Genomic DNA, 26,409 nt, shown 5'->3' with positions numbered 1-26,409 from the left:
GCGAATGATTCGCGTTAGGTTAGACTGATTCCGCTAACGTAAACGTTTCTCATTAGATCGAGGCAAGCATGTTCCGGGCACCTTTCCGCCGTCCACTTGGCCTGGCATCGCTGGCCGCCGCCGCCCTGCTCACCGCGGGATGCGGCGGCGACGCCGGTGCCGGTTCGCCGGCAGGCACGGCTGACTCCGGCGGGCTCCAGGTTGTGACAAGCACCAACGTGTACGGCAACATCGTCGAACTCATTGGTGGCGACGCCGTTGAGGTCACCGCGGTCGTTGACAGCCTCAGCCAGGACCCCCACTCCTACGAGCCGACAGTGCAGGACAAGCTCGCCGTGTCGAAGGCGGACCTGGTCATCGAGAACGGGGGCGGCTACGACCCGTTCCTGTCCCGGCTGGCCGAGGAGACCGGCCTCGACGCCGGGCGGATCCTCAGTGCCGTCGAAGTGGCGGGCATCGAGGGCCTCTCCCACGAGGACCATGCCGAGGAGCACGGCGATGACCATGCCGAAGGGCACGCGGGGGAGGGCGGCGCCGGCAACGAACACGTCTGGTACCACCTCGGAGCAATGCGCACCCTGGCCGCGGCTGTCAGCAGCGAACTCGGCGCCCTCGACGAGGCACACGCGGCGGACTTCGAGGAACGCGCCCTGACGCTCTCCAAGGAACTGGACGCCATCGAGGAGAAGCTCGGCGATGCCGTCGCCGCAGGCGGGCGCGGCGACGTCGCCGTCACCGAGCCCGTTCCCGGTTACCTTCTCGAGGCGGCCGGTCTCACCGACGTCACCCCCGCCCATTACGCCGAGGCGGTCGAAGAGGGAAGCGACGTCTCGATCGGGGTGCTCAACGACATGAAAAAGCTTGTGGCATCGGACACCGTGAAGTTCCTGGCCTACAACGAACAGACCGAGGGCAGCCAGACCCAGGCGGTGCGCGATGCCGCGGAGAAGGCCGGGGTCCCGGTCGTCAATTTCACTGAAACCCTCCCCGTCGGGGAGGATTATGTCTCATGGATGAGCGCGAACGCCGACAGCATCGTGAAAGCGCTCAACGCCAGGTGAGCAGCGCCGCCCCCGGGCGGTCCGGCCACGCGCCGCCCCCCGCTGCCGGTGCGGTGGTGAGCCTGCGCGGTGCGAGCCTTTCCTTCGGCCACCGCACGCTCTGGAGCGGCCTCGACCTCGACATCCATCCGGGAGAGTTCTTCGCTGTCCTCGGACCCAACGGTTCAGGGAAGACAAGCTTCCTCAAAGTGCTCCTCGGACTCCAGCCGCTCGACTCGGGCACGGCACTGATCAACGGAGCACGCATCCAGCGCGGCAGCCGCGCCATCGGGTACGTGCCCCAGCAAAAATCCTTCGCGCCCGAGACGCCGCTTCGCGGACGCGACCTGGTGGGCCTCGGCATCGACGGCCACCGCTGGGGCGTGCGCCTGAAGGGAAGGAGCTACCGCGACCGGGTCGACGAGCTGCTCGGCGAGGTGGGCTCGACCTCCTACGCCGATGCGCCGGTGGGACGGCTCTCCGGGGGAGAGCAGCAGCGCCTGCGGATCGCCCAGGCCCTGGCGAGCGATCCCCGCGTCCTGCTCTGCGATGAGCCGCTGCTCTCCCTTGACCTGCACCACCAGCAGGCGGTCAGCAGCCTGATCAACAGGCAGTCCCATGAAAAGAACAGCGCCGTTGTGTTCGTCACCCACGAGATCAACCCCATCATCGAGTACGTCGACCGTGTGCTGTACCTGGCCGGGGGCAGGTTCCGCATCGGATCGCCCCAGGAAGTCATGACGAGCGAGGTGCTTTCCGACCTTTACGGCAGCCCCGTTGAGGTCCTTCACCATAACGGCCGGATCGTCGTCGTTGGCCTTCCGGACGCCACCGCCCACCACCGGGCCGGAGGGCTCTGAGCATGGATTTCCAGGATGTCATCGACGCGGTGTTCACGTTCGACAATTACCGGGAACTGCTCCCGCTGGTGCGCAACTCCATCTGGGCCGGTGCGGTGCTCGGCCTGCTTGGCGGGTTGATCGGGACCTTCGTCATGATGCGCGACCTGGCGTTCGCGGTTCACGGCATAGCCGAGTTGTCCTTCGCCGGAGCGGCGTTCGCCCTGTTGATCGGCGCGAACGTGGTCTTCGGCTCCCTCATCGGATCGGTCGCCGCTGCCCTGGTTCTCGGGCTGATGGGTATCCGGGCGCGCGACCGGAACTCGATCATCGGAGTTGTAATGCCCTTCGGGCTTGGGCTCGGCATCCTTTTCCTTGCCCTCTACGAGGGAAGGGCCGCCAACAAATTCGGGCTGCTCACCGGGCAGATCGTTTCGGTGGACAGCGTGCAGCTGAACCTGCTGGTGCTCTGCGCCCTGGCCGTCCTGATCGTTCTTGCCGCCATCTGGCGGCCGCTGACCTTCGCCAGCGCCGATCCGGACCTCGCCGAAGCCCGGGGTGTTCCGGTGCGCGGGCTGTCGATCGTCTTCATGGTGCTTCTCGGAGTCTCGGTGGCACTGTCGATCCAGGTGGTGGGGGCGCTGCTGGTGCTCGCACTGCTGATCACCCCGGCGGCCGCGGCCCTGAAAGTGACATCGACACCGGGCCTCGTGGTGGTGCTCAGCATCGCCTTCGCCACCGCCTCGGTGGTCGGCGGCATCCTCCTCGCCCTGGGCGGAAGGATCCCCATCAGTCCGTACGTGACGACGATTTCCTTCGCCATCTACCTGGTGTGCAGGGCGGTCGGCGGGCGCCGGAGCAGTCCGCGGCCCGTCCCTGCGCAGGGTCCTGCCGCCTGAGGGCCCGAGCGGGAAGATCACCCGCGCCGCGGTCCGAGGACCCAGGGTGCAGGCAGGCTCTGCACCCGCGATAGGTGCCGCGTTCCGCTCTAGCTCCGGGCCGCCTTCGCCGCGGTGCAATCCGGGCACAGGCCGTAGATCTCGACGGTGTGGGCAACCTCGCTGAAGCCGTGCGCCGCGGCGGTCCGTCCGGCCCACTGCTCCACCGCCGGTGCCTCGATCTCCACCGCCCTGCCGCAGTTGCGGCATAGCAGGTGGTGGTGGTGGTGTTCGACGGCGCACCTGCGGTACACGGCCTCGCCGTCGCCGCTGCGCAGGACGTCCACCATGCCGTCGTCGGCCATGGACTGGAGGACGCGGTAGACGGTGGCAAGGGAAACCGATTCACCCCGGTCCTGGAGGACCCGGTGCAGGTCCTGGGTGCTGACGAAGTCATCGAGTTCGTCGAGGGCTGCGCTGACAGCGCGGCGCTGGCGCGTCATGCGTTGCTCGGAGCCCCGGCGCATTGACTGCTCCGCTTCGGACGTCATGGGGATCCCTTTCGGAGCAGGTGGTGGAAAGGCGGCGGCCTGGCGGCCGGCACGCGGGCAATCCGCGCATCGGGCGGCGAATTAAGCCTAAACCCTGATCAAGATTATCAGTCGGCTGAGGGGTATTCTGTGCGCTATGAAGCTGACCAAGTACACCCACGCCTGTGTCCGACTTGAGAAAGACGGACACGTCCTGGTGATCGACCCCGGCTCGTTCTCCGAAGTGGAGGAGGCTCTGAACGGCGCAGGCGCGGTGCTTGTCACCCATGAACACGCCGACCACCTCGACCGCGACCGGGTGTCAGCGGCCCTGGCCGCCAACGGAGCCCTCGAACTGTGGGCACCGGCTCAGCTCGCCGAACAACTGCGCTCTTCGCTCGGGAACGCCGCCGCCAGGATTCACGACGCCGAACCCGGCACCGGTTTCACCGCGGCCGGGTTCGAGGTGCGCACCTTCGGCGGCCAACACGCACTGATCCACCCGCACATCCCGGTCATCGCCAATATCGGGTACGTCGTTGACGGCGAGCTCTATCATCCCGGGGACTCATTCATCGTTCCCCACGGCGTGGCGGTGCGGACCCTCCTGGTGCCGATCCACGCCCCCTGGTCGAAAACCGCCGAGGTGATCGACTTCGTCACCTCGGTGCGGGCGGCCCGGGCTTATCCGATTCACGATGCGCTGCTCAACGAGGCAGGGCTCGGCCTTGTCGAAAACCATGTCGGCCGGCTCGGCGCCCAGTATGGAACGGAGTACAAGCACCTGACGCCGGGTGAAACGGTGGAGCTTTGAACGCGTGATGGTGATTTCCGGATTTAGCTAGTCTATCGAGAAGTAAGCAAGGCTGCTATTGTCGGGGAAGGGCCGAGGGACCGGCCCTTTGCCTTATGCGGATTGGACTCTCGTGCGCGACAGTGGAAACGCCCCAGGAAGCCTTGAACCTCTCGTCCGTGCCGTGGCAGGCGGCAGCCGGGCCGCGTTCAGCGAACTCTATGGGCGGACTGCCCCAAGGGTGTACGCGCTCGCACTGCGGATGACGGAGCGGCAGGATGCCGCGGCGGAGATTGTCGAGCAGGTTTATCTCAAGGCGTGGGCTTCGGCCGGAAGCTACGGCCCGCGGGTCGGAACACCAATGACCTGGCTCCTCTCCCTCACCCATCTGTGTGCCGTCCAGAGCAGCCGCACCGCTGCGGCGCAAGGCGCACCGGCCGGGGCCGTACCGGCCCACGCCGAGGTCCCGTCGGCCGGACCGGAGCGCGGAGAGGCGGGCACATCTTATGCGCTGCCTCAGGGGCAGGATGAAGCCCTCCTGCTCGCCTACTACGGTGGGCTGACCTGCGGCGAAGTCGCCGAAAAGCTCAGTGTTGCAGTGCCGACGGCGGTCTCAAGGATCCAGACCGCAGTCGGCCGCCTCACCAGTTCCGATTCCGCATCAGCTGCCGCGCCGGGCGCAATCGCCGTACCTGGCACGATCACCGTTCCGGCCGCCGGAACCATGGGATAGCGCGGCGCCAGCCCCATCTTTCCGCGCGGCCCCTTCGCAGGGCATCCCTTCCTTCCCTGCAGGAAGTCCGCGGCGCTCTTCTTCTGAACACCACCTCAAGAGCCCGCCGGGCGGCCGGTGAACCCGGAAGGGTCTCTTCCCCTTGGTCCAGTTGGCTTCAATGCCGAGGTCCGGGCTGCCCAGCAGGACGGCCGTGATCTTTTCTCCTCCCGGGCCACCCCTTGACGTATACCCCTGGGGGGTATAGCTTACTGGTGTTGCAGGAGGCAGTTCATCCGCGTACCGAAGGTACCGCCACGGATCGGGCTCCTCTCGTTCCCGGCGGCACACCCGCCGGTGGCACTACATCCGCCGGATACGCCGCAGCGGCGAAGGCAGGCCGCCAGGTGTCCAGATCCTGGCAAGGCGCGGCACCGTCGAGGTGCCTGGAGGAGAAGACAATGAAAAACCGCGAACGGCAGGCCGCAGACCTCGAGCCCGCAGCCCGGGGGAGCGCCGCCCATGACCACGGGCAGCCCGTGCCCCAAGCGCACGCCCATTCCACCCGTCCCGGGCAGGAGCACCCGGGGAACCGTCAGATGGCCGATGATGACCATCAGGTCCACTCCTCCGGTCAGCACGCCGGGCATTCGACCGCCATGTTCCGCGACCGGTTCTGGCTCAGCCTGGCCCTCGCCGTGCCGGTGGTGGGATTCAGCCCCATGTTCGCCATGCTCCTTGGCTACATGCCGCCCGTATTCCCGGGGTCGGCATGGATCCCGCCGGTCCTCGGAACCGCAATATTCATCTACGGAGGAACTCCCTTCCTGAAGGGCGGCCTGGCGGAACTGAAGTCCCGGCAACCCGGGATGATGCTGCTTATCGCCATGGCCATCACCGTCGCGTTCGGCGCGTCGTGGGTCACCACCCTGGGAATCGGGGGCTTCGATCTCGACTTCTGGTGGGAACTCGCCCTGCTGATCGTCATCATGCTCCTCGGCCACTGGATGGAAATGCGCGCCCTCGGTTCGGCCGCCGGCGCCCTCGATGCCCTGGCCGCGCTGCTCCCCGACGAAGCCGAGAAAGTTGCCGGAACCGGGATCCAAACCGTCCCGGTGGCGTCCCTTTCCGCGGGCGACGTCGTGCTTGTGCGTTCGGGCGCGCGGGTTCCGGCTGACGGCGAGGTCATCGACGGTGCCGCGGAATTCGATGAGTCGATGATCACCGGTGAATCCCGCGCAGTCCTCCGCCGTGCCGGGGACACCGTTGTGGCAGGAACGGTGGCCACCGACAACGCCGTGCGGGTGAGGGTCACCGCCGTCGGCCCGGACACCACGCTGGCGGGGATCCAACGGCTCGTCGCCGAGGCGCAGGCCTCCTCCTCGAAGGCCCAGGCGCTGGCCGACCGCGCCGCTGCCCTGCTGTTCTACTTCGCCCTGGGCGCCGGGATCCTGACGTTTGTCGCCTGGCTGGCCCTGGGCAGCCCGGACGACGCCGTCACCCGGACGGTGACCGTCCTGGTCATCGCCTGCCCGCACGCACTGGGCCTTGCCATCCCCCTGGTGATCGCCATCTCCACCGAACGCGCCGCGCGGGCCGGGGTGCTGATCAAGGACAGGCTGGCCCTGGAGCGGATGCGCACCATCGACGTCGTCCTCTTCGACAAGACCGGAACCCTTACCGAGGGACGCCACGCAGTCACCGCCGTTGCCGCCGCGGCGGGAACGGACACGGCGCAGCTGCTCGCCCTGGCGGCGGCCGCGGAGGCCGACAGCGAACACCCGGTGGCCCGCGCAATCGTCGCCGCGGCCGCCGAGGATCCCGCCGCCGCCCAATTCGCCTACCGGGGAACGGGCTTCTCATCGATGACCGGGCGCGGCGTGAGGGCTGTCGTCGACGGATCGGAGATCTCCGTCGGGGGACCGAACCTGCTGCGGGAGCTTTCCCTGCAAACACCGCCGGACATCGCGGAAACGGTGCGGGCTTGGACCAGCAGGGGCGCAGCGGTGCTGCACGTGGTACGCGGCCGCACCGTCATCGGTGCGCTCCGGCTTGAGGACCGCATCCGCGATGAATCACGCATCGCGGTGAAGGCGCTGAAGGAACGGGGGGTGAAGGTCGCAATGATCACCGGCGATGCCCGGCAGGTCGCGGACGGCGTCGCCGGTGAGCTGGGCATCGATGAGGTCTTCGCCGAGGTCCTCCCGCAGGACAAGGACACCAAGGTCGCGGAGCTGCAGGCGCGCGGACTGAAGGTCGCTATGGTCGGTGACGGCGTGAATGACGCCCCTGCCCTGGCCCGTGCCGAGGTTGGCATCGCCATCGGTGCGGGCACCGATGTCGCAATCGAGTCGGCGGGCGTTGTCCTCGCCGGGAACGATCCCCGCAGTGTGCTGTCGGCGGTCGACCTGTCGCGGGCGAGCTACCGCAAGATGATCCAGAACCTCGTCTGGGCCACCGGCTACAACATCCTCGCCGTCCCCCTCGCGGCGGGAGTGCTCGCCTTCGCCGGGATCCTTCTCTCCCCGGCGGCCGGTGCTGTACTCATGAGCGTCTCGACGATCGTCGTGGCATTGAACGCGCAGCTGCTGCGCCGGATCAACCTCGCACCCGAACGCTTCGGGCGCTGACCGGCAGGGAGGGCGGGAGCACAGGACGGTTCACTCCGTCCACCCGCCCCCTTGCGGTCCCGCAAGGGTTCCACGGAGTGCGGCGCCGTGGTTAAAGTCGCCCTGTAAGGATGCATGAGCGAGATTGGGGGCTGTAATGGCTGGCACGTTCGAGATATTCCGGGATGATCAGGAGCAGTTTCGGTTCCGGCTCACCGGCGACGACGGGACCACGCTCGTTACCAGCGAGGCCTACGAGGATAAAGAGACGACTGTCGCCGGGATCCACGGAATCCGCGACTGCGCATCGATGGCATTGATCACCGACCTCACGTGACCCATGGGTGCCGTCGGCACCAGAGTTGCCGGGAACGCGGCGCGGGTAAGGGACTTTCGCCCCTTACCCGCCTTGCCGATCACCGGCGACTCTGGAAGAGCGGAAGTTGTGCAGGCGTCACCTAAGGGGACAAGCAGTGAAGACAAAATTAAACGGTGGCGAGAGCACGGGCCGAGAGGGCCGGTTGTCAGTTGGGGAAAGCACGCGGGGAAGTCGCCTTGAGATCCAACGTGCGCGAAGGAAGGCGATGGACGAACACCCCTCGAACTGGGCGGCCAGAAGGCTGCGGGTGTTGGTCCGTCTTGATTCTGAGCTGCAGTCGGCACGGATCCATGTTCAGGGGACCGTGACACCCGAAAACCTGCAGGCGCTCTATGTCGTCGCGCGGAGGACCAACGCCCTGCTCGGGGGAACCGCCATCACTATTGACCTCACCGCAGCGCGGGCCGAGGACGAGGCGTTGGACCGGCTCCGTACCAGCGTGAGCGAGGGGCGTCTACCCGCCTCGATCGATCCCTTTGAGCAGGATTGTTTCCTGAACCTTCTCGAACCCGCCCCGCAATAGCCAGGGCGGTGTGGCCGTACCTTGCCGCCGCGCCGAGGGCGGAGAATAATCCTGCCTAGATGGCCGGGTACATGGCGAACGGGAGCCGGTGGAGCCAATGGCAGTCAACGAAGTAAACCGCGTCGTTGTCGGAGTTGATGGGTCAACAGCCTCAATCGAAGCGCTGCGCCTTGCGGCGCGCATCGCACCGGGGCTCGGATCGGCTATCGAAGCTGTTGCAGTGTGGGACTATCCGGCCGAATATGCAGGATACGTGCCGCTGGGAAGCGACAACTTCGACGAAGTCACCCAGAAGCGGCTTGAAAAGACCCTGAGGGAAGCCTTCGGAGAGGACCTTCCGCCGAACCTGAGCACATCGGTTCTCTTCGGGCGCCCTTCGAAGGTGCTCGTCAAGGCGGGCGCGGACGCGGCAATGCTGATTGTGGGCCGGCGCGGCCACGGGGGATTCCGGGGGTTGCTGCTTGGATCGGTCAGCGCGGCCTGCGTTTCGCATGCCGCATGCCCGGTGCTCGTTGTACACGAAGGCACCGAGGGAAAATAGCCCGTCAGGCGGTCCCCACTCGCCGCCCCGTCACGCTGATGGGGCGGATTCCGACGAACCGCTGCCGGAGACCGCCGGCCCATGGTTCCTCGCTGGCCCTGCCCCACAGCGCTGTCAGCAGCGCCTCGTCGCTGACGGGAACGGCGGAACCCTGGGCAAGCACCGTCCACCCGGCCATCTCGGCGGTCCGGAGCTCGTCGACCTGGAATGCCGCCTTCTCCAGTGGGCCCCTGCCGATATCGCCATCCTCGGAAGTCCGGAAATAGATCCCCTGCTCATGGACAAGATAATTGACAGGGAAAATATAGATTGAGCCTTCCCGGGAGAATCCAATCCGTCCTGTGGTCTGCGTCATCAGCAGCGCCCAGCACTCATCGGCGGACAGCTCCGTCGAAGCGTGAAGGGTTCCGGGCATCTCCCAGAATTCGTTGTCCGTTGAACTCATTATTTTTCCTCCGCGGCGGTGGTAGGGGAAGTCTGAATTCCAGACTAAACCCCCGACGGGGCCATTCACCCCGATATGATGGGATCCGTACCCGCCCCGGCCCTTTTTGATCCTCGGACCCGGAAAGTGCCGGAAGTCGACGTATTGGATGTAGCTGTATGGGCAGTTTTCAGGATCGGCCGAACGGTTCGTCCGGTGCGCCGCTGCCGCCCCGTATTGGAGAGGCGATCCCACTGCGCCAGGAGGACCTGCGGAGCCTTCTGGCAGGCTTCGCGGCGATCACCGAGGACCTCGGCCTTGAGGGCGTCCTGGAGCGCGTCATCTCCTCAGCCTGTAAACTCGTCCAGGCCCGGTACGGAGCCCTCGGCGTCATCGGGGCCGACAACTTCCTCAGTCATTTCATCACCGTGGGGCTCGAGGACGACGAGGTCCGTCGCATCGGTTCGCTGCCGGTCGGGCACGGCGTGCTGGGACAGCTCATCACCGATCCCCGCCCGCTCCGGCTGACCGATCTCCGGCAGCATCCCGCCGCCTACGGTTTCCCCGACCACCACCCGCAGATGGGCTCGTTCCTCGGCGTGCCCATCCGGGTCAAGAACTCAACGTTCGGCAATCTGTACCTCACCGAGAAACGCGGGGGCGGTGACTTCACGCCGGCCGATGAGGAGCTTGTGAAGGCCCTTGCCGCAGCGGCCGGTGCCGCCATCGAGAACGCAAGCCTCTTCGATGAGTCCCGTCGGCGCAGCAGGTGGCTCGAAGCCGGAATGGACACCGTGCGCGAGTTGGTCGGCACAACGGAGGATCCGGGCCTTGACGGCCTTGATCTGGTCGCGGGCAGGGCGGCCGACGTCGCCGGGGCGGACCTCGCGCTGGTCGCCGTGCAGGGAATCTCCGGCAACGCCCTGTTCTGCGCCGCCGCGGCCGGCCCCTCCGCCGCCCACGTCGCCGGGCAGGAGCTGGCGGTGACGGACGAGGTGCTGAGCCTGCTCGACGGCACGGGACCGGCCCTGCTGGCCGGGGTGGCGCGGGTTTTCGCGCCCACCTCCGGGCTTCTCCTCGAGTACTTCGATTCAACGCTTGCGGTGCGCCTCTCGGACAGCGAAGGGGAGCCGCGCATCCTGATCCTCCTGCGCTCCCGCGGCTCGGCACCTTTCACTGCCGGCGACGCCACGATGAGCACCATCTACTCCTCGCACGTCGCCCTTGCCCTCGAGCTCGTCAAGGCACACCGGCTTCGGGAACAGCAGGCCGTCTTCGGGGACCGCGACCGGATCGCGCGGGACCTCCACGACCTCGTCATCCAGCGCCTCTTCGCGGCCGGACTGAGAATCCAGGGCCTGCGGCGGTTCGTCACCGATCCCGGACCCCTCCAACGCATCGACGAGGTGACCGGAGAGCTCGATGAGACGATCCGGGAGCTCCGTGACACCATCTACTCCCTCAGGAGTGTTCCCCAGGCGGGCACGAGCCTGAGTGCCCGCATCCTCAAGCTTGTCGAGGAGTGTGCAACAATCCTGCCCTTCAACCCGGTGGTGCAGCTGTCCGGCCCCGTCGACACCGCCGTCGCGGAGGACATCGCCGACCACCTCATGGCGGTGATCTCCGAAGGACTGAGCAACGCCGTCCGGCATGCCGGCGCCTCTTCGATCGGCATCTCCGTCGACGTCCTTCCCTCGGAGGTCCACCTGAGCATCACCGACGACGGCCGCGGGATCGCCCCGGGGGCCAAACGCAGCGGAATGAACAACATGCAGCGGCGGGCGGAGCTGTGCGACGGCCACTTCCGGGTGCACAGCGTGGCCGGGCGCGGCACCCGCCTCGACTGGATAGTCCCCGCCCAGCGCGATCTGGGGTAGCCCGGTCAGGGTTGGGGGGAGTTCCTGCCGGTCGCAATGAAAACCGCGGCCTGGGTCCTTCGCTGGAAGCCGAGCTTCGCGAGCATCGAGGAGACGTAATTCTTCACCGTTTTCTCGGCGAGGAACATCGTCTGTCCGATCTCCTTATTGGTCAGGCCCTCGCCGATGTACTGGAGCACCTTCTTTTCCTGGGCGGTGAGCGAATCGAGCCGTGCATCCTCCTGTCCAGCCCGCCCGAGCCCGGCGATAATATCCGCCCGGACGGCGGGATCGAAGAGAGATTTGCCTGAAGCCGCGTGGCGGATCTTCACGATCAGGTCGGTGCTCAGCACTTCCTTCAGGACATACCCGGCCGCACCCGCGAGCACCGCCCCGCGCACCGCCTGATCATCGTCATAGCTGGTCAGGATCAGGCACTGGAGCGAGCTGTCGGCCGACCGGACGTTCCTGCACACCTCGATCCCGGTGCCGTCCGGCAGCCGCGCATCGAGTATCGAGACATCGGGTGCGAGCGCGGGAATCCGGCGGGAAGCGTCTTCCGCCGACGCCGACTCGCCGACGACGATGAATCCCTCGCCCTCGAGGAGGTCCCTCAATCCACGCCGCACGAGTTCGTGGTCATCAACGATGAAAACTGTTGCCGCTTGACGCCCGGCTTCGGGCGCGCGTGCCACCTCAGGACCGCTCACTTCCGCCTCCCTTGGGTGCGTGACCGTCTTTCCTCGGCGTCCTGCCAAACGTCTTCCCCAAAGGCGTCCCCATGAACGTCTTCCCCCCATGATCCAGCGTCGAGGGCACATTTGTCAGGGCCGAAAGTCCGTGCCGTCCGGCTTCGTGGATTCCCCGTCCGGTCTTCCGCGCATTGACGCGGTGCTGGACAATCGATTGATCGGCGGGTATGGACAAGGGAGGACTAAAGACCCTTACCGCAGGGCGCGGTGCAAACGAGGCTGGGAAGACCAGGAGCAGCGGCACGCGAGGACCCGCATGCCGGGTGCCACGGCGTATGAGGAGGCAGGCATGGTCGCAGGTTCCGATCCGGGGGTACGCGTGCCGGAAGCAGGTCCCCGGTGAGCTCCGGGAAGAAGCCGGTCGTTGTTGGATATGACGGTTCCGAGGAGGCCACGAAGGCGGTGGCCTGGGCCGCTCGCCGCGCGCTGCACAGCGGGAGCAAACTCCTTGTCGTCCACTGCTGGATCTGGCCGCTGTTCACGCATGACCTCGGGCCGGTGGACGGCGTCGAGGGCAGCGGGCTGAAGAACGCTGCCTTGGCGGCGCTTGAGGAGGGCCGGAAGGCGGCTCTGGCCGCGGCTCCGGGCGTTGAGGTTGAGGCCCGTCTTGAGACGGGTTACCCTGCGGCGATTCTGACGCGCCTGTCGGCCGACGCCTCGATGGTTGTCACAGGAAGCCGCGGGCTGGGCGGTTTTCTCGGGCTCCTCGTGGGATCGGTGAGTCTCCACCTCGCGTCCTCGGCCGGCTGCCCCGTGGCGGTGATCCGCGGTGCCGAGTCCGGCGGCGACTCAGTGCTCGCCGCCGTCGACGGTTCGGCCTCGAGCCGGGAGGCACTCCTCCTCGCCTGTCAGCTCGCCACTGAGGAAGGAATCGACCTGCAGCTGGTCCATGTGAGTCAGGATCTCCCTGCACTGCGGTTCCACCGCCACCAGGCCACGCCCGGCGGCGAAACGTTGCTTCAGGATGCGGCGGCGCTGGCCCGCGAACGGGCCCCGGACCTGAATGTGAAGGAAACGCAGCTTGGCGGACGCTCCGTCGCCGGCAAGCTCGTTGCCCTCGCTGCGGATGCGGCGTGCCTCGTCCTCGGCGCCCGGGGCGCTGACGGCCTCGCTGTGCGCCTGGGGTCCACCGTGCATGCCGTGCTCCACCATTCGAAGGCGAACGTGATCATCTGGCGGCCCTACGAGGCGGTGCCCGCCGCAGGCAAGCGGACCGAGTCCGGGGCGTGAGCCTGCCGCGGATGCCGCCGGTGGGGGCAGGGCAGCGTCTTGTCGTGGGGACCGCCCACAGAAAAGGGGAGGCCCGGTACGGCCTCCCCTTTTCATCCGCCCAAGTGGAAGGGATTAGACGCGGTTCGCAGCGCGCTTCTTGCCAAGCACGAGCGCCAGGGCGATCATGCCGATCCCGAGGAGAAGGTGCAGCCAGTTGTCGGCCGCGTTCAGCGGAACGAAGTTACCGGCCGACTCCTGGTCGATGACCAGTCCGTAGATCCACAGCACGAGGTAGATGATTCCACCGACGAGCAGGAAGGAGCGGGCCCCCGAAATGCTGCGCGACATAGCCACACCGGCTGCCCCGAAGAGCAGGTGGACGACGTTGTGGAGCACGGAAACCTGGAAAAGTCCGAGCAACATGGCACCCGAGTGGTGTCCGGCAACGGCCAACTGGTCATACTGGGAAGTAATCCCCGGAACGAAGCCGAGGATGCCGACAAGAAGGAAGACGATTCCGACCGCGAGTGCGGCCTTCTGCACGGCGGTCTTTTCCCCCGACCGGGTAGGCGCCTGCGAATGCTGTGATGTTGCCATTGTTTTCTCCTGATGGTGCGTGATGAAAGTTATGCCGTCCGGATTGCGTTAATCCGGGCACATGGCATATTCGCCGCACCTCCCGCCGCGGATGGGGAGAAATAGGAAACCGCCTATGAAACTGCGACAAGTCGGTTCGGGAGGGTTCGACATTGAGTGATCTCATCGATTTCCTCCTTGCACGCATCGCCGACGATGAAGAGAATGTGCACTCGTGGTGGCACGTCCAATCGGTGCCGGTGCTCGACCGTGCCCTCGCCGAATGCGAGGCCAAGCGCCTGATGGTGGCGCACTACCAGCGCGTTGACTGGGCGAAGGTGCCGGCAGACCAGCAGGACTACATGGGGGTGTTCCTCCGGCTCATGGCCCTGCCGTATGCCGGCCATCCTGAATACCGGAGGGAGTGGCGCCCGTAGGCCCCGAGCGCCGCCGGCGGCTTCACTCCGACCAGCGCCCGGTCGCGAAGAACCCGTCGAGGACCTCCTGGTAGGGAGCCGGATCGAGTCCGTGTCCGGCGAGCCACTCCCCGTCCTCGTAGGAGCGCGCGTAGCGGTCCCCGGAATCGCACATGATGGAGACGATGCTTCCCGCGCGTCCCTCCGCGGCAAGGGACGCGGCGAGCTGCCATACCCCCCAGAGATTCGTCCCGGTCGATGGTCCCGCATGGACACCGGTGAGCTTGCGCAGGTGCCGTGCGGCGGCAATGGACGCAGCATCGGGGACCTGGATCATCGCATCGATCACGCCGGGAATGAAGCTTGGCTCGCGGCGCGGGCGCCCGATTCCCTCGATGCGCGAGGGCAGCCCCGTGGCCGGTGCCGTCGGATCCTTCCACGCGGGATAGAACGCCGAATTTTCCGGGTCGACAACCGCAAGCCGCGTGGGATGGCGGTTGTACCTGATGTACCTGCCGATCGTTGCGCTGGTTCCTCCGGTTCCCGCGCCAACAACGACCCATTCGGGCACCGGGTGCGGTTCGAGTGCGAGCTGGCCGAAGATCGACTCGGCGATGTTGTTGTTGCCCCGCCAGTCGGTTGCACGTTCGGCGTAGGTGAACTGGTCAAGGTAGTGGCCGCCGGTCTCGCCGGCGATCCGCTCGGCCGCTGCGTACACCTCTGAGGCGTGGTCGACGAAACGGCAGGTGCCGCCGTACTGCTTGATCAACGCGATCTTCTCAGGGCTGGTGGTGCCCGTCATCACGGAGATGAACGGCAGGCCGAGCAGGCGCGCGAAGTATGCCTCCGATACGGCGGTGGAGCCGCTTGAGGCCTCGACTATCGTCGTTCCCTCGGTGATCCAGCCGTTGACGAGTCCGAACAGGAAGAGCGAGCGCGCAAGCCTGTGCTTCAGGCTGCCCGTCGCGTGCGTCGACTCGTCCTTGAGGTAGACCTGCACCCCCCACCGGCTGGGCAGGGGAACGGAGATGAGATGCGTATCGGCGGACCTGTTGTTCTCCGCCTCAATGCGGCGGATTGCCTCCTCGGTCCAGGCGCGGCCGGATGAGGCCGGGTAGGTGATCATTCCCCAAGCGTACAAGTGGACTGGAATACCTTCGGAGCCTGTGGTGGACTGGCGTGCATCGGGACCGGCGCGGCGTCGGTTCCACCTCTACAAGGAGATCTTGATGAAGACCCTGATGGACGTGCAGACGCTGCGGGACCGGATGACCTCCGGCCTGCAGACCGTTCTGCTTGATGTCCGCTGGTCCCTGGGCGATCCCCACGGCCGCGAACATTACCGCTCGGCGCATATCCCCGGCGCCTTGTACGTGGATCTTGAGGAACGGCTGTGCGCCCCAGGCGCGCCGGAGCTGGGCAGGCACCCGCTGCCCGATGCGCTGGCGCTCCAGGAGTCGGCACAGCAGTGGGGCATCAACAGCACCGACGACGTCGTCGTTGCCTACGATGACTCAGGCAACATGGCCGCCGCCCGGCTGTGGTGGCTGCTCCGGGACGCGGGGCTGGAAGCGGTCCACCTCCTCGACGGCGGGCTTGCCGCATGGCAGGCCGCGGGGTTCGAGGTGGAGGGCGGAGAGGAACAGCACTGCCTCGGCTCGGTCGAGCTGGGCACCGGCGCCATGCCCGTGATCGGCATCGACGCCGTCGCCGAGCTGCCGGCGCACGGGGTGCTCCTCGACGCCCGCGCCGTGGAGCGCTACCGGGGGGAGCATGAGCCGGTTGATCCGAAGGCCGGACACATCCCCGGCGCGCGCAGCGCGCCGACCACCGAAAATCTCCGGGGCAACAAGACCTTCCGCACCGCAGGGGAGCTCCGGGAGAGGTTTCGCCGGCTCGGTGTGACGGAGGCCGGGCGCGTGGCTGTGTACTGCGGCTCGGGCATCACGGCCGCCCACGAGATTGCCGCGCTGGAGATCGCCGGATTCTCGGCGGCACTCTATCCCGGGTCGTGGTCCCAGTGGTCCGCGCGTTCCGATCTTCCGGTGGCCACCGGAGGCTGAGCCTGCACCGCCCTGCTGCTGCCCCGGGTGGCCTCCGCCCGGGGCAGCAGGTAGCGTCGAGCCCATGACCCCAGGACGTCCCTCGCCCCCGCCGCTGCGGACGGCTCTGCAGCCTCAAGGACCAGCGCATCCCCCACCCCAAGGAGACCGTGTGAGCACCCTGTTTACCCGCATCATCGAAGGCGAAATCCCCGGCCGCTTCGTCTGGAAGGACGACGACGTCGTCGCCTTCCTGACGATTGCGCCGATCACGCAGGGACACACCCTTGTGGTTCCCCGCCGTGAGATTGCGCAGTGGCTCGACGCCGACCCCTCGGCGCTCGCACGGGTGATGGAGGTGGCCCAGACGATCGGCAGGGCCCAGCAGGAGGCGTTCGGCGCCAAGCGGGTCGGGGTGTTGATCGAAGGGTACGAGGTTCCGCACCTTCACGTGCACGTCTGGCCCACGCAGAGCGCCGCCGACTTCGACGTGCACCGCGTCGACAACAACCCCGATCCCCAGCTCATGGACGCCGCCGCCGAAGACCTGCGTGCAGCCCTGCGCGCGGCGGGGCACGCAGCTAACGTCCCCGCCTAGGCGGCCCGGGCGGCCAGGGCCTCGTTCAGTGCTGCCCGGATCCGCTTCTCCGACACCGAGTAGGCCGTCCCGAGCTCCTGGGCGAACAGGCTGATGCGCAGCTCTTCGAGCATCCACCGGACCTTCCGGAGGCCCGGCGGAACCCTCCGGCCTCCGGGCGCCAGCGCGGCGACTGCCTCGTCGTATTCGTCCTCGAGGCGCTGGACGGCGGCGGTGCCGGCGTTGTCCCGGGCAATGTTGACCGCCAGCTTCTCGAGGCGCAGTTCGATGCCGCGCAGGTACCGGGGCAGCTGGCTCAGCTGGGAGTATCCGGTCGCCGCGACGAATCCCGGATAGATCAGCTGCTCGAGCTGGCTCCGGATGTCGTTCAGTGCGGTGATCAGGGCAAGGCTTGTTGTGCCCTTGAGCTGCTTTGTGATCCTGCGGTGGCTTGAGAGGACCGTTTCGACGGTGGCGGTGACCGTGAACACCGTGTCGATCAGTTCGGCGCGGACATGTTCGTAGAGCGTGTTGAAGTCGCCTTCGGTCCAGGGGAGCTGCTCCGGGACGAGCTTGTCGATGGCCGCGAGGGTGCAGTCCTCGATCAGCCCCGCCACGCTGCCATGGGGGTTCTGGCTGAACGTCAGCTTTTCGGTGTTGCTCAGGTGCTCGAGGACATACTTGGCGGGGCTCGGCACCCGCAGGGCAAGCAGGCGGATCACCCCGGCGCGCATCGCCTCGGCCTGCTCGGCGGGGTTGGCGAACACGCGAAGGCCAACCGCACGGGTCTCGTCGACGAGGGCCGGGTATCCCGTGACCCGGTGCCCCGAGACGCTCCGGGAGACTTCCCGCGGGATTGCCCCGAAGGTCCAGGAGACGGCGCCGGTCACCTCGGCGATGCCCGGTCCGCCGGCATCCGTTGCGCCTGTTGGCACTCCGGGCACCGGTGCTGGGGATGTGGGCGTGGAGGCGGCTGCGCTGCCGCGGCCCGCCGTGCGCTGTTTGGACGCAGCGCCCGGACGCCCGCTGGGCCGGGTGCTTGACGGCGTTGCGCCTAGGGAGGCGGCGATGGCCCGGCTGACGGCGGGGGCGAGGGAATCCTTGAGGGCGTCGAGGTCCGGTCCTTCACCGAGGATGCCCCCGGAGTCGACCACCTGGAAGTTCATCAGCAGGTGCGGCGGGAGCACCGACCAGTTCCAGGAGCCCGGCGGAATGATGTGCCCCTTGAGGCGGCGGAGGACCAGTTCGAGGGAGGGTTCGAGCTCGTCGCGTGCCGGGTCGAAGTCCGCCTCAAGGGCCGCAACGGCGGAGCGGGCGACGTCGGGGGCCGGCACGAAGTTCTTGCGCACCGGTTTGGGCAGCGACTTGATCAGCGCCGTGACAAGTTCCTCACGCAGCCCGGGAATCTGCCACCGGAACGGTCCGGCCTCCAGTTGGTTGAGGAACAGCAGGGGGATGTGGACGGTGACGCCGTCGGCCGCGCCGGGGGCGCCGGGGGAGAACTCATAGCTCAGCGGAAGTTCGAAGCCGTTCTGGCGCCAGATGGTCGGGAACGCCGACTCGTCGAGCCCGTCGGCGTCCTCGTTGAGGAGCTCCCGCGGGTCGAAGTCAAGGAGCTCCGGCGTGGCCCGGCGCGCCTGTTTCCACCAGGAGTCGAAGTGGCGTTCGGAGACGACGTCAGCCCCGATCCGCGCATCGTAGAACTCGAAGAGCGTTTCGTCGTCGACGCGGAGGTCCCTGCGGCGCAGCCGGTTCTCGAGCTCTTCAATCTCCGCGAGCCGCTCGCGGTTGCGCGCGAAGAACTTGTGGTGGGTCTTCCAGTCGCCCTCCACGAGCGCATGGCGGATGAACAGCTCGCGGGCGAGTTCCTTGTCGATCCGGCCGTAGTTGATCCGTCGCTGCGGCACGATCGGCACCCCGTAGAGGGTCACCTTCTCATAGGCCATTACCGAGCCCTGGCGGCTTGACCAGTGCGGTTCGCTGTAGCTGCGTTTGACGAGGTGCGGGGCCACCTCCTCGGCCCAGAGCGGGTCGAACCGGGCGGCGACCCGCGCCCACAGCCGCGAGGTTTCGACGAGTTCCGCGGCCATCACCCAGTCGGGGGACTTCTTGAACAGTGCCGAGCCGGGGAAGACCGCGAAGCGTGTGCCGCGGGCGCCGGCGTACTCCCGCTTGCGCTGGTCGTAGAGGCCGATGTGGCTGAGCAGCCCGGAGAGCAGGCTGATGTGGATCGCGTCGCTGTTGCCCACGGGGTCCACGGGGCCCGCCTGCAGGGTGATGCCGAGCGGTTTGGCCAGTTGGCGCAGCTGGGCGAACAGGTCCTGCCACTCGCGCACGCGCAGGTAGTTGATGAACTCGTTGCGGCACAGCTTGCGGAACTGGGTTGAGGACAGCTCCTTCTGCTGCTCCTCGAGGTACCGCCACAGGTTCAGGTACCCGGTGAAATCCGAGTTCTCGTCGAGGAAGCGCTTGTGCTTCTCGGTGGCGCTCTGCAGCTTGGCGGGCTGGTCGGCGGAGGGCCGTTCCCGGGGGTCCTGGATGGTCAGTGCCGCAGCGAGGACCATCACCTCCTTCGCGCACCCCCGGCCTCCGGCCTCGACGATCATGCGCCCGAGGCGGGGGTCGACGGGCAGCTGCGCCAGCTTGCGGCCGACGGGGGACAGGCCGCCGTCGTTGTTCAACGCGCCAAGTTCACGCAGCAGCGCCACGCCGTCGGTGATGGCCTTTGCATCGGGCGGCTCGACGAAGGGGAACTCGGCGATGTCGCGCGGGCTCTTCGTGACGCCCATGGCGGTCATCTGCAGGATCACCGCGGCAAGGCTGGTCCGCAGGATCTCCGGCTCGGTGAACGGGCGCCGGGACTCAAAGTCCTCTTCGGAGTAAAGGCGGATGGCGATGCCGTCCGAGACGCGTCCCGAGCGCCCGGAGCGCTGGTTGGCCGAGGCCTGGGAAACGCGTTCGATGGGCAGCCGCTGCACCTTGGTGCGGTGGGAGTACCGGGAGATGCGGGCGGTTCCGGTGTCGATCACGTACTTGATGCCCGGGACCGTCAGCGAGGTTTCGGCGACGTTCGTGGCCAGCACGATGCGCCGGTTGGAGCCGCCGGCGCTGAACACGCGGTGCTGTTCCTGAAGGGACAGCCGGGCGAAAAGTGGAAGCACCTCAGTGCCCCGCAGGCGCTGGGTGTTCTGGATCCGTGCCCGGAGGGCGTCGGCCGCGTCGCGGATTTCGCGCTCGCCGGAGAAGAAGACGAGGATGTCGCCCGGTGCCTCCCGGGACAGTTCCTCGACGGCGTCGCAAACGGCGTCGACCGGGTCGCGCGCCTCCTCGAGCTCGTCGTCGGAGTCGTTGTCGCCGACGGGCTGGTCGAGGGGACGGTAGCGGATCTCAACAGGGAAGGTGCGGCCCGAGACCTCGATGATGGGCGCCGGGGCGCTGCTCTTGACGGCGGCGTCGGCGACGAAGTGCGCGGCGAAGCGCTCCGGGTCGATGGTGGCCGAGGTGATGATCACCTTCAGGTCCGGGCGCTGCGGGAGGATGCGCTTCAGGTAGCCGAGGATGAAGTCGATGTTGAGGCTGCGCTCGTGGGCCTCGTCGATGATGATCGTGCTGTAGCGGCGCAGCAGCCGGTCGTGCTGGATCTCCGCCAGCAGGATGCCGTCGGTCATGATCTTGATCTTGGTGCTGCGGCCCACCTGGCCGGTGAAGCGGACCTGGTAGCCCACCTCCTCGCCGAGGTTCACGTCGAGTTCCTCGGCGATGCGTTCGGCAACCGTACGGGCGGCAAGCCTGCGGGGCTGGGTGTGCCCGATCAGCCCGTGCTCGGCGAGTCCGAGCTCAAGGCACATCTTGGGAATCTGGGTGGTCTTTCCCGAGCCGGTCTCCCCGGCGATGATCGTGACCTGGTTCGCGGCGATGGCCGCCATGATGTCCGCCCGGCGCCCTGAGACGGGGAGGTCGGCGGGGTAGGAGATTGTCAGTGTCATAGTTGCGGTTAAGTCTAGTGGTCCGCAGGCCGGGGCCATTCAAAAACGGGCCCGCCCACTCACCCGGCCTGATCGGTGGGCATCTCCGGACATGCCCACCGGCCGCGGCCCGTCAGTGGGCAGGACCGCGGGCCGTCCCCCATCAAGGGGCAGGATCAGCCTCTGCCGGACTTGAAGCCCGGTCCAGGCGGGCCGCCAGCTCCTGTGCCCGGAGCCGCATCGACTCGGGCGCGAGCACCTCGAATTCGATGTTCATCGCCGCGAGGTGCACCAGCGGGTAATCGAGGGAGTCGAATCCGGCGCGGAGGATCGTCGAGTCGGGGCCGTCGGGCTCGAGCTCGGCGGTGTCGGCCGGCAGCCGCTGTTCCACCTCCGCAACGCCGGCGGAGAGGCGGATCACCGCCTCGTAGGTGTAGGGGGACCGGGTGATTGACTGCTGGACGTATTTCGCGAGGTCCGCGGCCGGGAGCGGCCGCGGGGCGAACCGGCCCCGCGGGGAGGGGATGCTGCGGCACCGGTCGACGCGGAAGGTCCGCCAGTCTTCGCGGTCGCTGTCCCAGGCCACAAGGTACCAGCGCCGGCCCGTGTCGACGAGGCGGTACGGCTCGACGATGCGCCGCGACGAAACGCCGTCGTGCCGGTCATATCGGAAGGACACACTGCGGCGCTCGGTGATCGCCGCAGAAAGGGCCGTGAGCACTGCCGGATCGACGGGGGTGCTCGCCGCGGCCATCCGCGTCACGGCCGAGCGCAGGCCGGCGAACTTCGGCCGGAGCCGGGCGGGCAGCACCTGTTCGAGTTTCGTCAGGGCACGCACCGATGCTTCGCCCACCCCGGACACAGGGCTTGCCGTCACCGCGGTCAGGCCGATCGCAACCGCCAGCGCTTCGTCGTCGTCGAGCAGCAGCGGGGGGAGCTGGGCGCCGGCCCCGAGCTGGTAGCCCCCGGCAATGCCCGGCGAGGCGGAAATGGGGTAACCGAGGGTGCGCAGCTTGCCAATGTCGCGGCGCACCGTCCGTTCGGTCACTTCAAGGCGCTGGGCAAGGGCGGGGCCGGTCCATTCCCTGCGCAGCTGGAGCAGGGACAACAGGTGCAGAAGGCGGGCCGAGGTCTCCAACATGGCTTCAACCTACCTCCCACCCCGGACAAAAGCTGTCCGCATCGCTTCCTACCCTTGGAGTGACCCGCCGGTCCGGCATCCCAGGAGGAAACGATGAGCGCCACCCTTAATGTCCTGTTGTACCTTCCCCAGGGAATGGCCGACTGGGAGGTCGGCTACGCTGCCGCCGAACTGGCCGGTGGCCAGTTCCTGCGTCCGGAGCCAACGGTACGGCTGAGCACAGCCTCGGCCGATGGCCGACCGGTCCGCACGATGGGCGGCATGACGGTGACGCCGGACCAGGCGCTCGCCGACGTCTCAGCAGACCAGGTCGATGCCCTGCTCCTTCCCGGCGGAACCGGCTGGGCTGACCGTGGTGCGAACACGGCTGTGCTCGACCTCGCCGCTCAGCTCAAGGACGACGGCGCTCCCGTCGCGGCGATCTGCGGCGCCGTCGACGCGCTCGCCGGAGCGGGACTTCTCAACGACGTCGCCCACACAGCGAACACCGCCGAAGGACTTGCCGAACTTCCCGGCTACGCAGGCTCGGCGCTCTATCGGGAGGACCTCGCAGTGAGCGACGGCAGGGTGGTGACGGCCGGATCGTGGGCTCCCGTGGAGTTCGCGGCCGAGATCTTCAGGACGCTCGACGTCATGGATTCCGAGACCGTTGCGAACTGGATGCTTTTTTGGGGCAAGCGCGACGTGCGGGGGATCTACAAGCTGATGGAGGGATCGGCGCAATGATCCTCGCCAACGAACTCGCGGAACAGCTCTCGTGGCACTGGAAGAACCAGGCGCGGCCGCGGCTCGAGGGACTCAGTGACGGGGAGTACTTCTGGGAACCCGTTGCCGGCTGCTGGAGCGTGCGGCCGCGCGGGGAGGCGGCGGCGCCGGTCAACGCAGGTTCCGGCCGGTTTGTCATCGAGTATGCGGTTCCCGCGCCGGTGCCGCCGCCGGTCACCACCATCGCCTGGCGGCTGTGCCATGTGATCGTCGGCGTGCTGGGGGAGCGGGTCGGCTCCCATTTCGGCGGCGAGCCGATCACCTACCGCAGCTTCGACTACCCGGGAACGGCCGACGCCGCCCTGGAACGCCTCGACGGACTTTACGGGCAATGGATCGGAGCCGTCTCGGCGCTTGACGATGAAGCGCTGGCCCGCCCCGTTGGCCCGGCCGAGGGGCCGTTCGCAGCCTCACCCATGCTGGCCCTTGTGCTCCACATCAACCGGGAGATGATCCACCACCTCGCCGAAGTGGCCCTGCTGCGCGATCTCTACCGCGACGGCTTCGCCCCGGAGCGCAGCTGACCGCCCCTTTAAACGGAAACCGCCGCCGGCCCAAGGGCCGGCGGCGGTGCGCGCCGATGATCTTTCGACCTGGCTTGTTGTGCCCTCGATAGGATTCGAACCTACGACCTTCTGCTCCGGAGGCAGACGCTCTATCCCCTGAGCTACGAAGGCATGGGACGGATTTTCTCCGTCGCCGTTAGGGACTTAATGAGCTTAGCAGGTGGAATCAGTTCAGTGGAAACGCTGCGCTGACCGGTGCCTTTCCGCACCGCAGCACCCCGCCCGAGGGCCGGTTCGCAGTGTCAGTACCCCTCCATCAGTAACCCACATCAGTAACCCAGGAACGCGTCGGTTGAGACCTTGCCGCCGCCCGCCCCGCGGACCGCTGACTTGAAGGAGGAGAGGAACCGCGGAGAGCCGGAGGCGTAGATCTTCCGCGCCCGCAGGTCAGGCACCTCGGCGCCCAGCGCTTCAGCGGTCGGGCGTCCCGTTCCCGCGTACCGCCAGCGCGGCGGAAGGCCGCCCGCGGGCTGCCGGTCGGCGAAGAGCACAACCGGGACGCCAAGCGCCTCAAGTTCGGCCAGGTAGGCGATCTCCTCGGCACTGGTCACCGTATAGACGAGCACGATGTCCCGCTCCTCGGAGCGCGCCGCAAGGTCCCGCAGCTGGCTCATGAACGGTGTGATGCCGATTCCCCCGGCCGCGAGCAGCAGCGGAACACCCGGATTCCGCGGCAGCCGGAAGTCGCCCCCAACCACAGTGCCCCGGACCGCGGCCCCCTGCCTCAGCCCGAGCAGCGTCTTTTTGAAGCTGCTGCCAGGTGTTGAGACGCGCAGCCCGAGACTCAGCTCTCCGGTGTCCTGTGGCGCCGAGGTGATGCTGAAGACCCGCCGCGACCCGCGGAGGTCGGTGCGTTCGTGCGGCAGGTCGAGCTCGACGTACTGCCCCGCCCTGAACCGCACGGGGTGGGCAGGACGGAAGGAGAGTTCGGTGCTGGTGGGGGTCAGGGGGCGGCTTGAGGTGAAGGAGAGGCGGATGCCCCGGCGCTGCCCGAGCAGGAAGGCCACTGCGTTGCCGATGACGAGCGCGAACTCTGGTCCAAGCAGGACCGGGCCGATGCTGATCTGGGCGGCGAAGAGCACCGCGACGATCACGGCGATGAGCAGCTGCTGCCAGCGCAGCGGCGGCAGGGTCAACGGCTCGGAGAGCATGAACCCGGCGAGGAAGAGCACCGGGTAGGAGGTGAGGACCAGGGAGGCTCCCTCAAGCGGGGAAACCCCGCCGGACACCAGCCCGGCGACGAGGAGCACGGTGGCCAGGCCGATGAAGACGGCACCCAGCAGCAGCTTCCGCGTCCGGTACAGCAGCACCGCGGCCCCCGCGGCGACGAGGGGGAGCAGGTACGGGTTGGCAACCCACCAGCCGGCCGCCGAGACGCCGAACAGCGTGGCGGTGACCGCTCCGGCCGCGGCCGGGTTGAGGATGTGGCGGCCCCGCACGGCGATGAGGTATTTCGACGCCGCTGCCGCCAGCCCCGCCACGGCCACCCCGCCAAGGCCCTCGGCGGTCGCCGCGGGGAACATCACGAAGTAAAGGATCAGCCCGGTGATGATCGATGATTCGTTGTGCGGACGGCTGCGCAGCATCAGGGCCATGACGCGTGTGCCGCCCCACGAGGAAAGCACTGCAACACCGAGGGTTCCGCCAAGCTCGGCCGGAGTGAAGGCAAGGAGCCCGGCCGCGGAAAGGGCAAGCGAGACGGCTGCGAGAACGATCAGCAGCAGAAGGGTCAGCCGGTACATGGTGAAGCGGCCAAGAATCCGGTCGATTCTGCTCAGCATGAGAACAACGCTCCGATCAGGGAAGGAGAACAGCGGGCGCGTCCGTCGGAGAAGACCTGGACGTAGTCGAAGGTGAACTCGGCGGCAAGGACCTCGGGTTCGGCGAGGAACAGTGCGGTGGCGAGGGCATCGGCGGTCATCGCGTCGCAGGCGAGGGCCCACGTCGCAACCACTGTATCCACGCACCGGCCGGTGGCGGCGTCAACGACATGGTGGAGCCCGTCCGCCCAGGTCCTTCGGTTCGATGCCGAGGCGCACAGCGCCCGGTCCTTCAGCTCGAGCACCCCGACAGCCCGGGTGGGATCGTAGGGGTGCTCGAGGCCCACCCGCAGGGGCTTCCCGCCGCGGTGGAGCATGTCGCCGCTTGCGTCCACAACGAACTCGTCGTGTCCCTGGGCCGCAAGCAGGCCGGCAACCAGGTCAACGAGCTGCCCCTTGCCCGCCGCGCCGACGTCGAGGAGAACCGGCTCGTGCGCCGTGATCAACGTTCCCTCCCAGCCGAGGGCACCTGGCCACGCCCGTGCCGGCGCCGCGGGGCCCTTTGGAACGAAGCTGTAGCCGGCGTCGTACCCGAGATGGGAGAGGACCTCCCCGGCCAGCGGGGAGAGCGATCCTCCGGTGAGGCGGTACAGCGTCCGGAAGAGGCGGCCCAGCGGCTCGCCGTGGTCCGGCAGTTCGAGGCGGCCCCCGGACGCCGCGAGGGCGGCGACGCCCGAGTCGGTGCGGAAGCGCGAATACAGCGCGTCGTAGTCTTCGACCAGGCGGCCGATTGCCTCCCTGAGCCGGGGCTCAACGGGATGCGCGGTGTCCACCTGCCAGGACGTTCCAATCGCCTCGAAGCTGAAACTGCTCGTTTCCGACACCATGGCGGTGCGCTAGAGGCGCGCCTCACCCTTGATCTTGTCGGCGGCCTGCGCGAATCCGCCGCTGGTCAGGGACGACCCGGCAACCTTGTCGACCGCCAGGTCGTCGAGCTTCTTGCCAACGATCTGGTCCTCGATGCCGCCGCTGAACCGCGCCTGGTAGAGCTTCGCCGTTGGATTGCTCGGCATGGGCTCGGTTGCGACGGCGGTGACCACATCCTTCTCAAGGGTCAGGGTCACACCTATCTCCTCGGTTCCTCCGGGGGAGACATAGGAACCGACCGAGGTGTATTCGCCGTCCTTATACATCTGTTCCGCGGCAGCGGCGTCCGTCGATTCCCCGCCGGACGACGGCGCGGTGGAGGGAGCGGTGTCCGCAGGTGCAGTGCTCGAAGGCGCAGCATCCGCGCCGGCCGCCTCCTGGGGCTCGCTGCCGGCGCATCCTGCGGCGCCGAGCAGTGTCACCGCCGCGAGCGCGGCCAGAACCGGCCGCGATCCCCGCGCGGAAGGGCGGGCCGGGGCCGGCCCTGCTGAAGAGTCGGTCGTGGTGCGTCCGGCATTTTCGATTTTCACGATTGCTTCTCCTCAGGTTGGCGCCGGTGTCCCCGTTGGGTGCCGGAAAACGCGCC

At 67.6% G+C, this 26,409-nt stretch carries 26 protein-coding genes and 1 tRNA gene; 16 read left to right on the top strand and 11 right to left on the bottom strand.

All coding sequences use genetic code 11. The features are described 5' to 3' along the window. The first annotated feature begins 68 nt into the window (after positions 1-68). Genes AC4D2R_RS07565 through AC4D2R_RS07555 form a run of 3 tightly spaced genes read left to right on the top strand, consistent with a single transcriptional unit; the run spans position 69 to position 2,778 of the window. Positions 69-1,061: a metal ABC transporter solute-binding protein, Zn/Mn family gene (locus tag AC4D2R_RS07565; RefSeq protein ID WP_490938948.1), complete on the top strand. Its 993-nt coding sequence runs from the start codon at positions 69-71 to the stop codon at positions 1,059-1,061. Between the two features lie 56 nt (positions 1,062-1,117). After that, positions 1,118-1,900 carry a metal ABC transporter ATP-binding protein gene (locus AC4D2R_RS07560; RefSeq protein WP_490939078.1) on the top strand — a complete coding sequence of 261 codons (783 nt, stop codon included), beginning with the start codon at positions 1,118-1,120 and terminating at the stop codon, positions 1,898-1,900. 2 nt (positions 1,901-1,902) lie between these two features. After that, on the top strand, positions 1,903-2,778 hold the full coding sequence (locus AC4D2R_RS07555; RefSeq protein ID WP_490938946.1) for a metal ABC transporter permease: 876 nt from the start codon (positions 1,903-1,905) through the stop codon (positions 2,776-2,778). Between the two features lie 89 nt (positions 2,779-2,867). On the opposite strand, the gene AC4D2R_RS07550 is transcribed toward AC4D2R_RS07555, so the two are convergent. Then, on the bottom strand, positions 2,868-3,308 hold the full coding sequence (locus AC4D2R_RS07550) for a Fur family transcriptional regulator (RefSeq protein ID WP_490899793.1): 441 nt from the start codon (positions 3,306-3,308) through the stop codon (positions 2,868-2,870). A gap of 136 nt (positions 3,309-3,444) precedes the next feature. Here AC4D2R_RS07550 and AC4D2R_RS07545 point away from each other — a divergent pair, with 136 nt between their 5' ends. From AC4D2R_RS07545 to AC4D2R_RS07520, 6 genes are all read left to right on the top strand, one after another. Further along, positions 3,445-4,101 (top strand): MBL fold metallo-hydrolase, encoded by a 657-nt coding sequence (locus AC4D2R_RS07545; RefSeq protein ID WP_490938943.1) that lies wholly within the window; start codon positions 3,445-3,447, stop codon positions 4,099-4,101. 112 nt (positions 4,102-4,213) lie between these two features. Next, entirely contained in the window at positions 4,214-4,813 is a 600-nt protein-coding gene (locus AC4D2R_RS07540; protein ID WP_490899796.1) for a sigma factor, read from the top strand. 440 nt (positions 4,814-5,253) lie between these two features. After that, entirely contained in the window at positions 5,254-7,422 is a 2,169-nt protein-coding gene (locus tag AC4D2R_RS07535) for a copper-translocating P-type ATPase (RefSeq protein WP_490938941.1), read from the top strand. Positions 7,423-7,558: 136 nt separating this feature from the next. Further along, positions 7,559-7,738, top strand: a complete 180-nt coding sequence (locus tag AC4D2R_RS07530) for a YegP family protein (RefSeq protein ID WP_490899800.1) — start codon at positions 7,559-7,561, stop codon at positions 7,736-7,738. A 247-nt stretch (positions 7,739-7,985) separates the two neighbouring features. Beyond that, complete coding sequence (locus tag AC4D2R_RS07525; RefSeq protein ID WP_490899802.1) at positions 7,986-8,303, top strand: hypothetical protein; 318 nt, start codon at positions 7,986-7,988, stop codon at positions 8,301-8,303. A gap of 97 nt (positions 8,304-8,400) precedes the next feature. After that, the gene (locus AC4D2R_RS07520) at positions 8,401-8,844 is read left to right on the top strand and encodes a universal stress protein (protein ID WP_490899803.1); all 444 of its coding nucleotides are present in this window, start codon (positions 8,401-8,403) and stop codon (positions 8,842-8,844) included. 4 nt (positions 8,845-8,848) lie between these two features. Here AC4D2R_RS07520 and AC4D2R_RS07515 read toward each other — a convergent pair whose 3' ends face one another. Next, complete coding sequence (locus tag AC4D2R_RS07515) at positions 8,849-9,289, bottom strand: pyridoxamine 5'-phosphate oxidase family protein (protein ID WP_490938939.1); 441 nt, start codon at positions 9,287-9,289, stop codon at positions 8,849-8,851. A 158-nt stretch (positions 9,290-9,447) separates the two neighbouring features. On the opposite strand from AC4D2R_RS07515, the gene AC4D2R_RS07510 reads away from it, so the two are divergent. Beyond that, positions 9,448-11,145 (top strand): GAF domain-containing sensor histidine kinase, encoded by a 1,698-nt coding sequence (locus AC4D2R_RS07510; protein ID WP_490899805.1) that lies wholly within the window; start codon positions 9,448-9,450, stop codon positions 11,143-11,145. A 5-nt stretch (positions 11,146-11,150) separates the two neighbouring features. Here AC4D2R_RS07510 and AC4D2R_RS07505 read toward each other — a convergent pair whose 3' ends face one another. Next, positions 11,151-11,834, bottom strand: a complete 684-nt coding sequence (locus AC4D2R_RS07505) for a response regulator (RefSeq protein WP_490899806.1) — start codon at positions 11,832-11,834, stop codon at positions 11,151-11,153. A 381-nt stretch (positions 11,835-12,215) separates the two neighbouring features. On the opposite strand from AC4D2R_RS07505, the gene AC4D2R_RS07500 reads away from it, so the two are divergent. Continuing rightward, complete coding sequence (locus AC4D2R_RS07500; protein ID WP_490938937.1) at positions 12,216-13,106, top strand: universal stress protein; 891 nt, start codon at positions 12,216-12,218, stop codon at positions 13,104-13,106. A 114-nt stretch (positions 13,107-13,220) separates the two neighbouring features. On the opposite strand, the gene AC4D2R_RS07495 is transcribed toward AC4D2R_RS07500, so the two are convergent. Next, the gene (locus AC4D2R_RS07495) at positions 13,221-13,685 is read right to left on the bottom strand and encodes a DUF4383 domain-containing protein (RefSeq protein WP_490899808.1); all 465 of its coding nucleotides are present in this window, start codon (positions 13,683-13,685) and stop codon (positions 13,221-13,223) included. 152 nt (positions 13,686-13,837) lie between these two features. Between AC4D2R_RS07495 and AC4D2R_RS07490 the strand changes: the two genes are divergently transcribed. Next, on the top strand, positions 13,838-14,101 hold the full coding sequence (locus AC4D2R_RS07490; protein WP_490899809.1) for a DUF6221 family protein: 264 nt from the start codon (positions 13,838-13,840) through the stop codon (positions 14,099-14,101). A 22-nt stretch (positions 14,102-14,123) separates the two neighbouring features. Here AC4D2R_RS07490 and AC4D2R_RS07485 read toward each other — a convergent pair whose 3' ends face one another. Then, on the bottom strand, positions 14,124-15,206 hold the full coding sequence (locus tag AC4D2R_RS07485; RefSeq protein ID WP_490899810.1) for a PLP-dependent cysteine synthase family protein: 1,083 nt from the start codon (positions 15,204-15,206) through the stop codon (positions 14,124-14,126). 103 nt (positions 15,207-15,309) lie between these two features. On the opposite strand from AC4D2R_RS07485, the gene AC4D2R_RS07480 reads away from it, so the two are divergent. Beyond that, entirely contained in the window at positions 15,310-16,143 is an 834-nt protein-coding gene (locus tag AC4D2R_RS07480; RefSeq protein ID WP_490938935.1) for a sulfurtransferase, read from the top strand. Positions 16,144-16,294: 151 nt separating this feature from the next. Next, the gene (locus tag AC4D2R_RS07475) at positions 16,295-16,720 is read left to right on the top strand and encodes an HIT family protein (RefSeq protein WP_490899812.1); all 426 of its coding nucleotides are present in this window, start codon (positions 16,295-16,297) and stop codon (positions 16,718-16,720) included. Here AC4D2R_RS07475 and hrpA read toward each other — a convergent pair. Together hrpA and AC4D2R_RS07465 are read right to left on the bottom strand one after the other, a co-directional pair. Continuing rightward, the gene (gene hrpA / locus AC4D2R_RS07470; protein WP_490938933.1) at positions 16,717-20,685 is read right to left on the bottom strand and encodes an ATP-dependent RNA helicase HrpA; all 3,969 of its coding nucleotides are present in this window, start codon (positions 20,683-20,685) and stop codon (positions 16,717-16,719) included. The genes AC4D2R_RS07475 and hrpA overlap by 4 nt on opposite strands. Before the next feature lie 142 nt (positions 20,686-20,827). Beyond that, a complete protein-coding gene (locus AC4D2R_RS07465) occupies positions 20,828-21,805 on the bottom strand; it encodes a helix-turn-helix transcriptional regulator (RefSeq protein WP_490899814.1) in 978 nt (325 codons plus the stop codon). Between the two features lie 93 nt (positions 21,806-21,898). Between AC4D2R_RS07465 and AC4D2R_RS07460 the strand changes: the two genes are divergently transcribed. After that, positions 21,899-22,531: a DJ-1/PfpI family protein gene (locus AC4D2R_RS07460; protein ID WP_490938931.1), complete on the top strand. Its 633-nt coding sequence runs from the start codon at positions 21,899-21,901 to the stop codon at positions 22,529-22,531. Continuing rightward, positions 22,528-23,094 (top strand): DinB family protein, encoded by a 567-nt coding sequence (locus tag AC4D2R_RS07455; protein WP_490938929.1) that lies wholly within the window; start codon positions 22,528-22,530, stop codon positions 23,092-23,094. Before AC4D2R_RS07460 ends, AC4D2R_RS07455 begins: the two co-directional genes overlap by 4 nt. 80 nt (positions 23,095-23,174) lie before the next feature. On the opposite strand, the gene AC4D2R_RS07450 is transcribed toward AC4D2R_RS07455, so the two are convergent. The 4 genes from AC4D2R_RS07450 to AC4D2R_RS07435 all read right to left on the bottom strand — a co-directional run bounded on the left by AC4D2R_RS07450 (position 23,175) and on the right by AC4D2R_RS07435 (position 26,353). Further along, positions 23,175-23,247, bottom strand: a tRNA-Arg gene (locus tag AC4D2R_RS07450). 158 nt (positions 23,248-23,405) lie between these two features. After that, positions 23,406-24,917, bottom strand: a complete 1,512-nt coding sequence (locus AC4D2R_RS07445; protein ID WP_490938927.1) for an FAD-dependent oxidoreductase — start codon at positions 24,915-24,917, stop codon at positions 23,406-23,408. Beyond that, complete coding sequence (locus AC4D2R_RS07440) at positions 24,911-25,783, bottom strand: FAD:protein FMN transferase (protein WP_490938925.1); 873 nt, start codon at positions 25,781-25,783, stop codon at positions 24,911-24,913. Before AC4D2R_RS07440 ends, AC4D2R_RS07445 begins: the two co-directional genes overlap by 7 nt. Before the next feature lie 9 nt (positions 25,784-25,792). Next, positions 25,793-26,353, bottom strand: a complete 561-nt coding sequence (locus tag AC4D2R_RS07435) for a hypothetical protein (RefSeq protein ID WP_490938923.1) — start codon at positions 26,351-26,353, stop codon at positions 25,793-25,795. Positions 26,354-26,409: the final 56 nt, after the last annotated feature.

This window comes from Arthrobacter sp. TJ-217 (genome assembly GCF_058269255.1).
The sequence above is the reverse complement of the archived record's forward strand: the minus strand, read 5'-3'. Positions and strand labels throughout refer to the sequence as shown.

What these genes read in the sequence shown, in the direction of transcription:
- AC4D2R_RS07465 (WP_490899814.1), bottom strand. Translation starts at nt 21,805, where the DNA reads ATGTTGGAGACCTCGGCCCGCCTTCTGCACCTGTTGTCCCTGCTCCAG.
- AC4D2R_RS07535 (WP_490938941.1), top strand. Translation starts at nt 5,254, where the DNA reads ATGAAAAACCGCGAACGGCAGGCCGCAGACCTCGAGCCCGCAGCCCGG.
- AC4D2R_RS07445 (WP_490938927.1), bottom strand. Translation starts at nt 24,917, where the DNA reads ATGCTGAGCAGAATCGACCGGATTCTTGGCCGCTTCACCATGTACCGG.
- hrpA (WP_490938933.1), bottom strand. Translation starts at nt 20,685, where the DNA reads ATGACACTGACAATCTCCTACCCCGCCGACCTCCCCGTCTCAGGGCGC.
- AC4D2R_RS07495 (WP_490899808.1), bottom strand. Translation starts at nt 13,685, where the DNA reads ATGGCAACATCACAGCATTCGCAGGCGCCTACCCGGTCGGGGGAAAAG.
- AC4D2R_RS07510 (WP_490899805.1), top strand. Translation starts at nt 9,448, where the DNA reads ATGGGCAGTTTTCAGGATCGGCCGAACGGTTCGTCCGGTGCGCCGCTG.
- AC4D2R_RS07565 (WP_490938948.1), top strand. Translation starts at nt 69, where the DNA reads ATGTTCCGGGCACCTTTCCGCCGTCCACTTGGCCTGGCATCGCTGGCC.
- AC4D2R_RS07455 (WP_490938929.1), top strand. Translation starts at nt 22,528, where the DNA reads ATGATCCTCGCCAACGAACTCGCGGAACAGCTCTCGTGGCACTGGAAG.
- AC4D2R_RS07515 (WP_490938939.1), bottom strand. Translation starts at nt 9,289, where the DNA reads ATGAGTTCAACGGACAACGAATTCTGGGAGATGCCCGGAACCCTTCAC.
- AC4D2R_RS07480 (WP_490938935.1), top strand. Translation starts at nt 15,310, where the DNA reads ATGAAGACCCTGATGGACGTGCAGACGCTGCGGGACCGGATGACCTCC.
- AC4D2R_RS07485 (WP_490899810.1), bottom strand. Translation starts at nt 15,206, where the DNA reads ATGATCACCTACCCGGCCTCATCCGGCCGCGCCTGGACCGAGGAGGCA.
- AC4D2R_RS07530 (WP_490899800.1), top strand. Translation starts at nt 7,559, where the DNA reads ATGGCTGGCACGTTCGAGATATTCCGGGATGATCAGGAGCAGTTTCGG.
- AC4D2R_RS07550 (WP_490899793.1), bottom strand. Translation starts at nt 3,308, where the DNA reads ATGACGTCCGAAGCGGAGCAGTCAATGCGCCGGGGCTCCGAGCAACGC.
- AC4D2R_RS07525 (WP_490899802.1), top strand. Translation starts at nt 7,986, where the DNA reads ATGGACGAACACCCCTCGAACTGGGCGGCCAGAAGGCTGCGGGTGTTG.
- AC4D2R_RS07545 (WP_490938943.1), top strand. Translation starts at nt 3,445, where the DNA reads ATGAAGCTGACCAAGTACACCCACGCCTGTGTCCGACTTGAGAAAGAC.
- AC4D2R_RS07520 (WP_490899803.1), top strand. Translation starts at nt 8,401, where the DNA reads ATGGCAGTCAACGAAGTAAACCGCGTCGTTGTCGGAGTTGATGGGTCA.
- AC4D2R_RS07460 (WP_490938931.1), top strand. Translation starts at nt 21,899, where the DNA reads ATGAGCGCCACCCTTAATGTCCTGTTGTACCTTCCCCAGGGAATGGCC.
- AC4D2R_RS07555 (WP_490938946.1), top strand. Translation starts at nt 1,903, where the DNA reads ATGGATTTCCAGGATGTCATCGACGCGGTGTTCACGTTCGACAATTAC.
- AC4D2R_RS07440 (WP_490938925.1), bottom strand. Translation starts at nt 25,783, where the DNA reads ATGGTGTCGGAAACGAGCAGTTTCAGCTTCGAGGCGATTGGAACGTCC.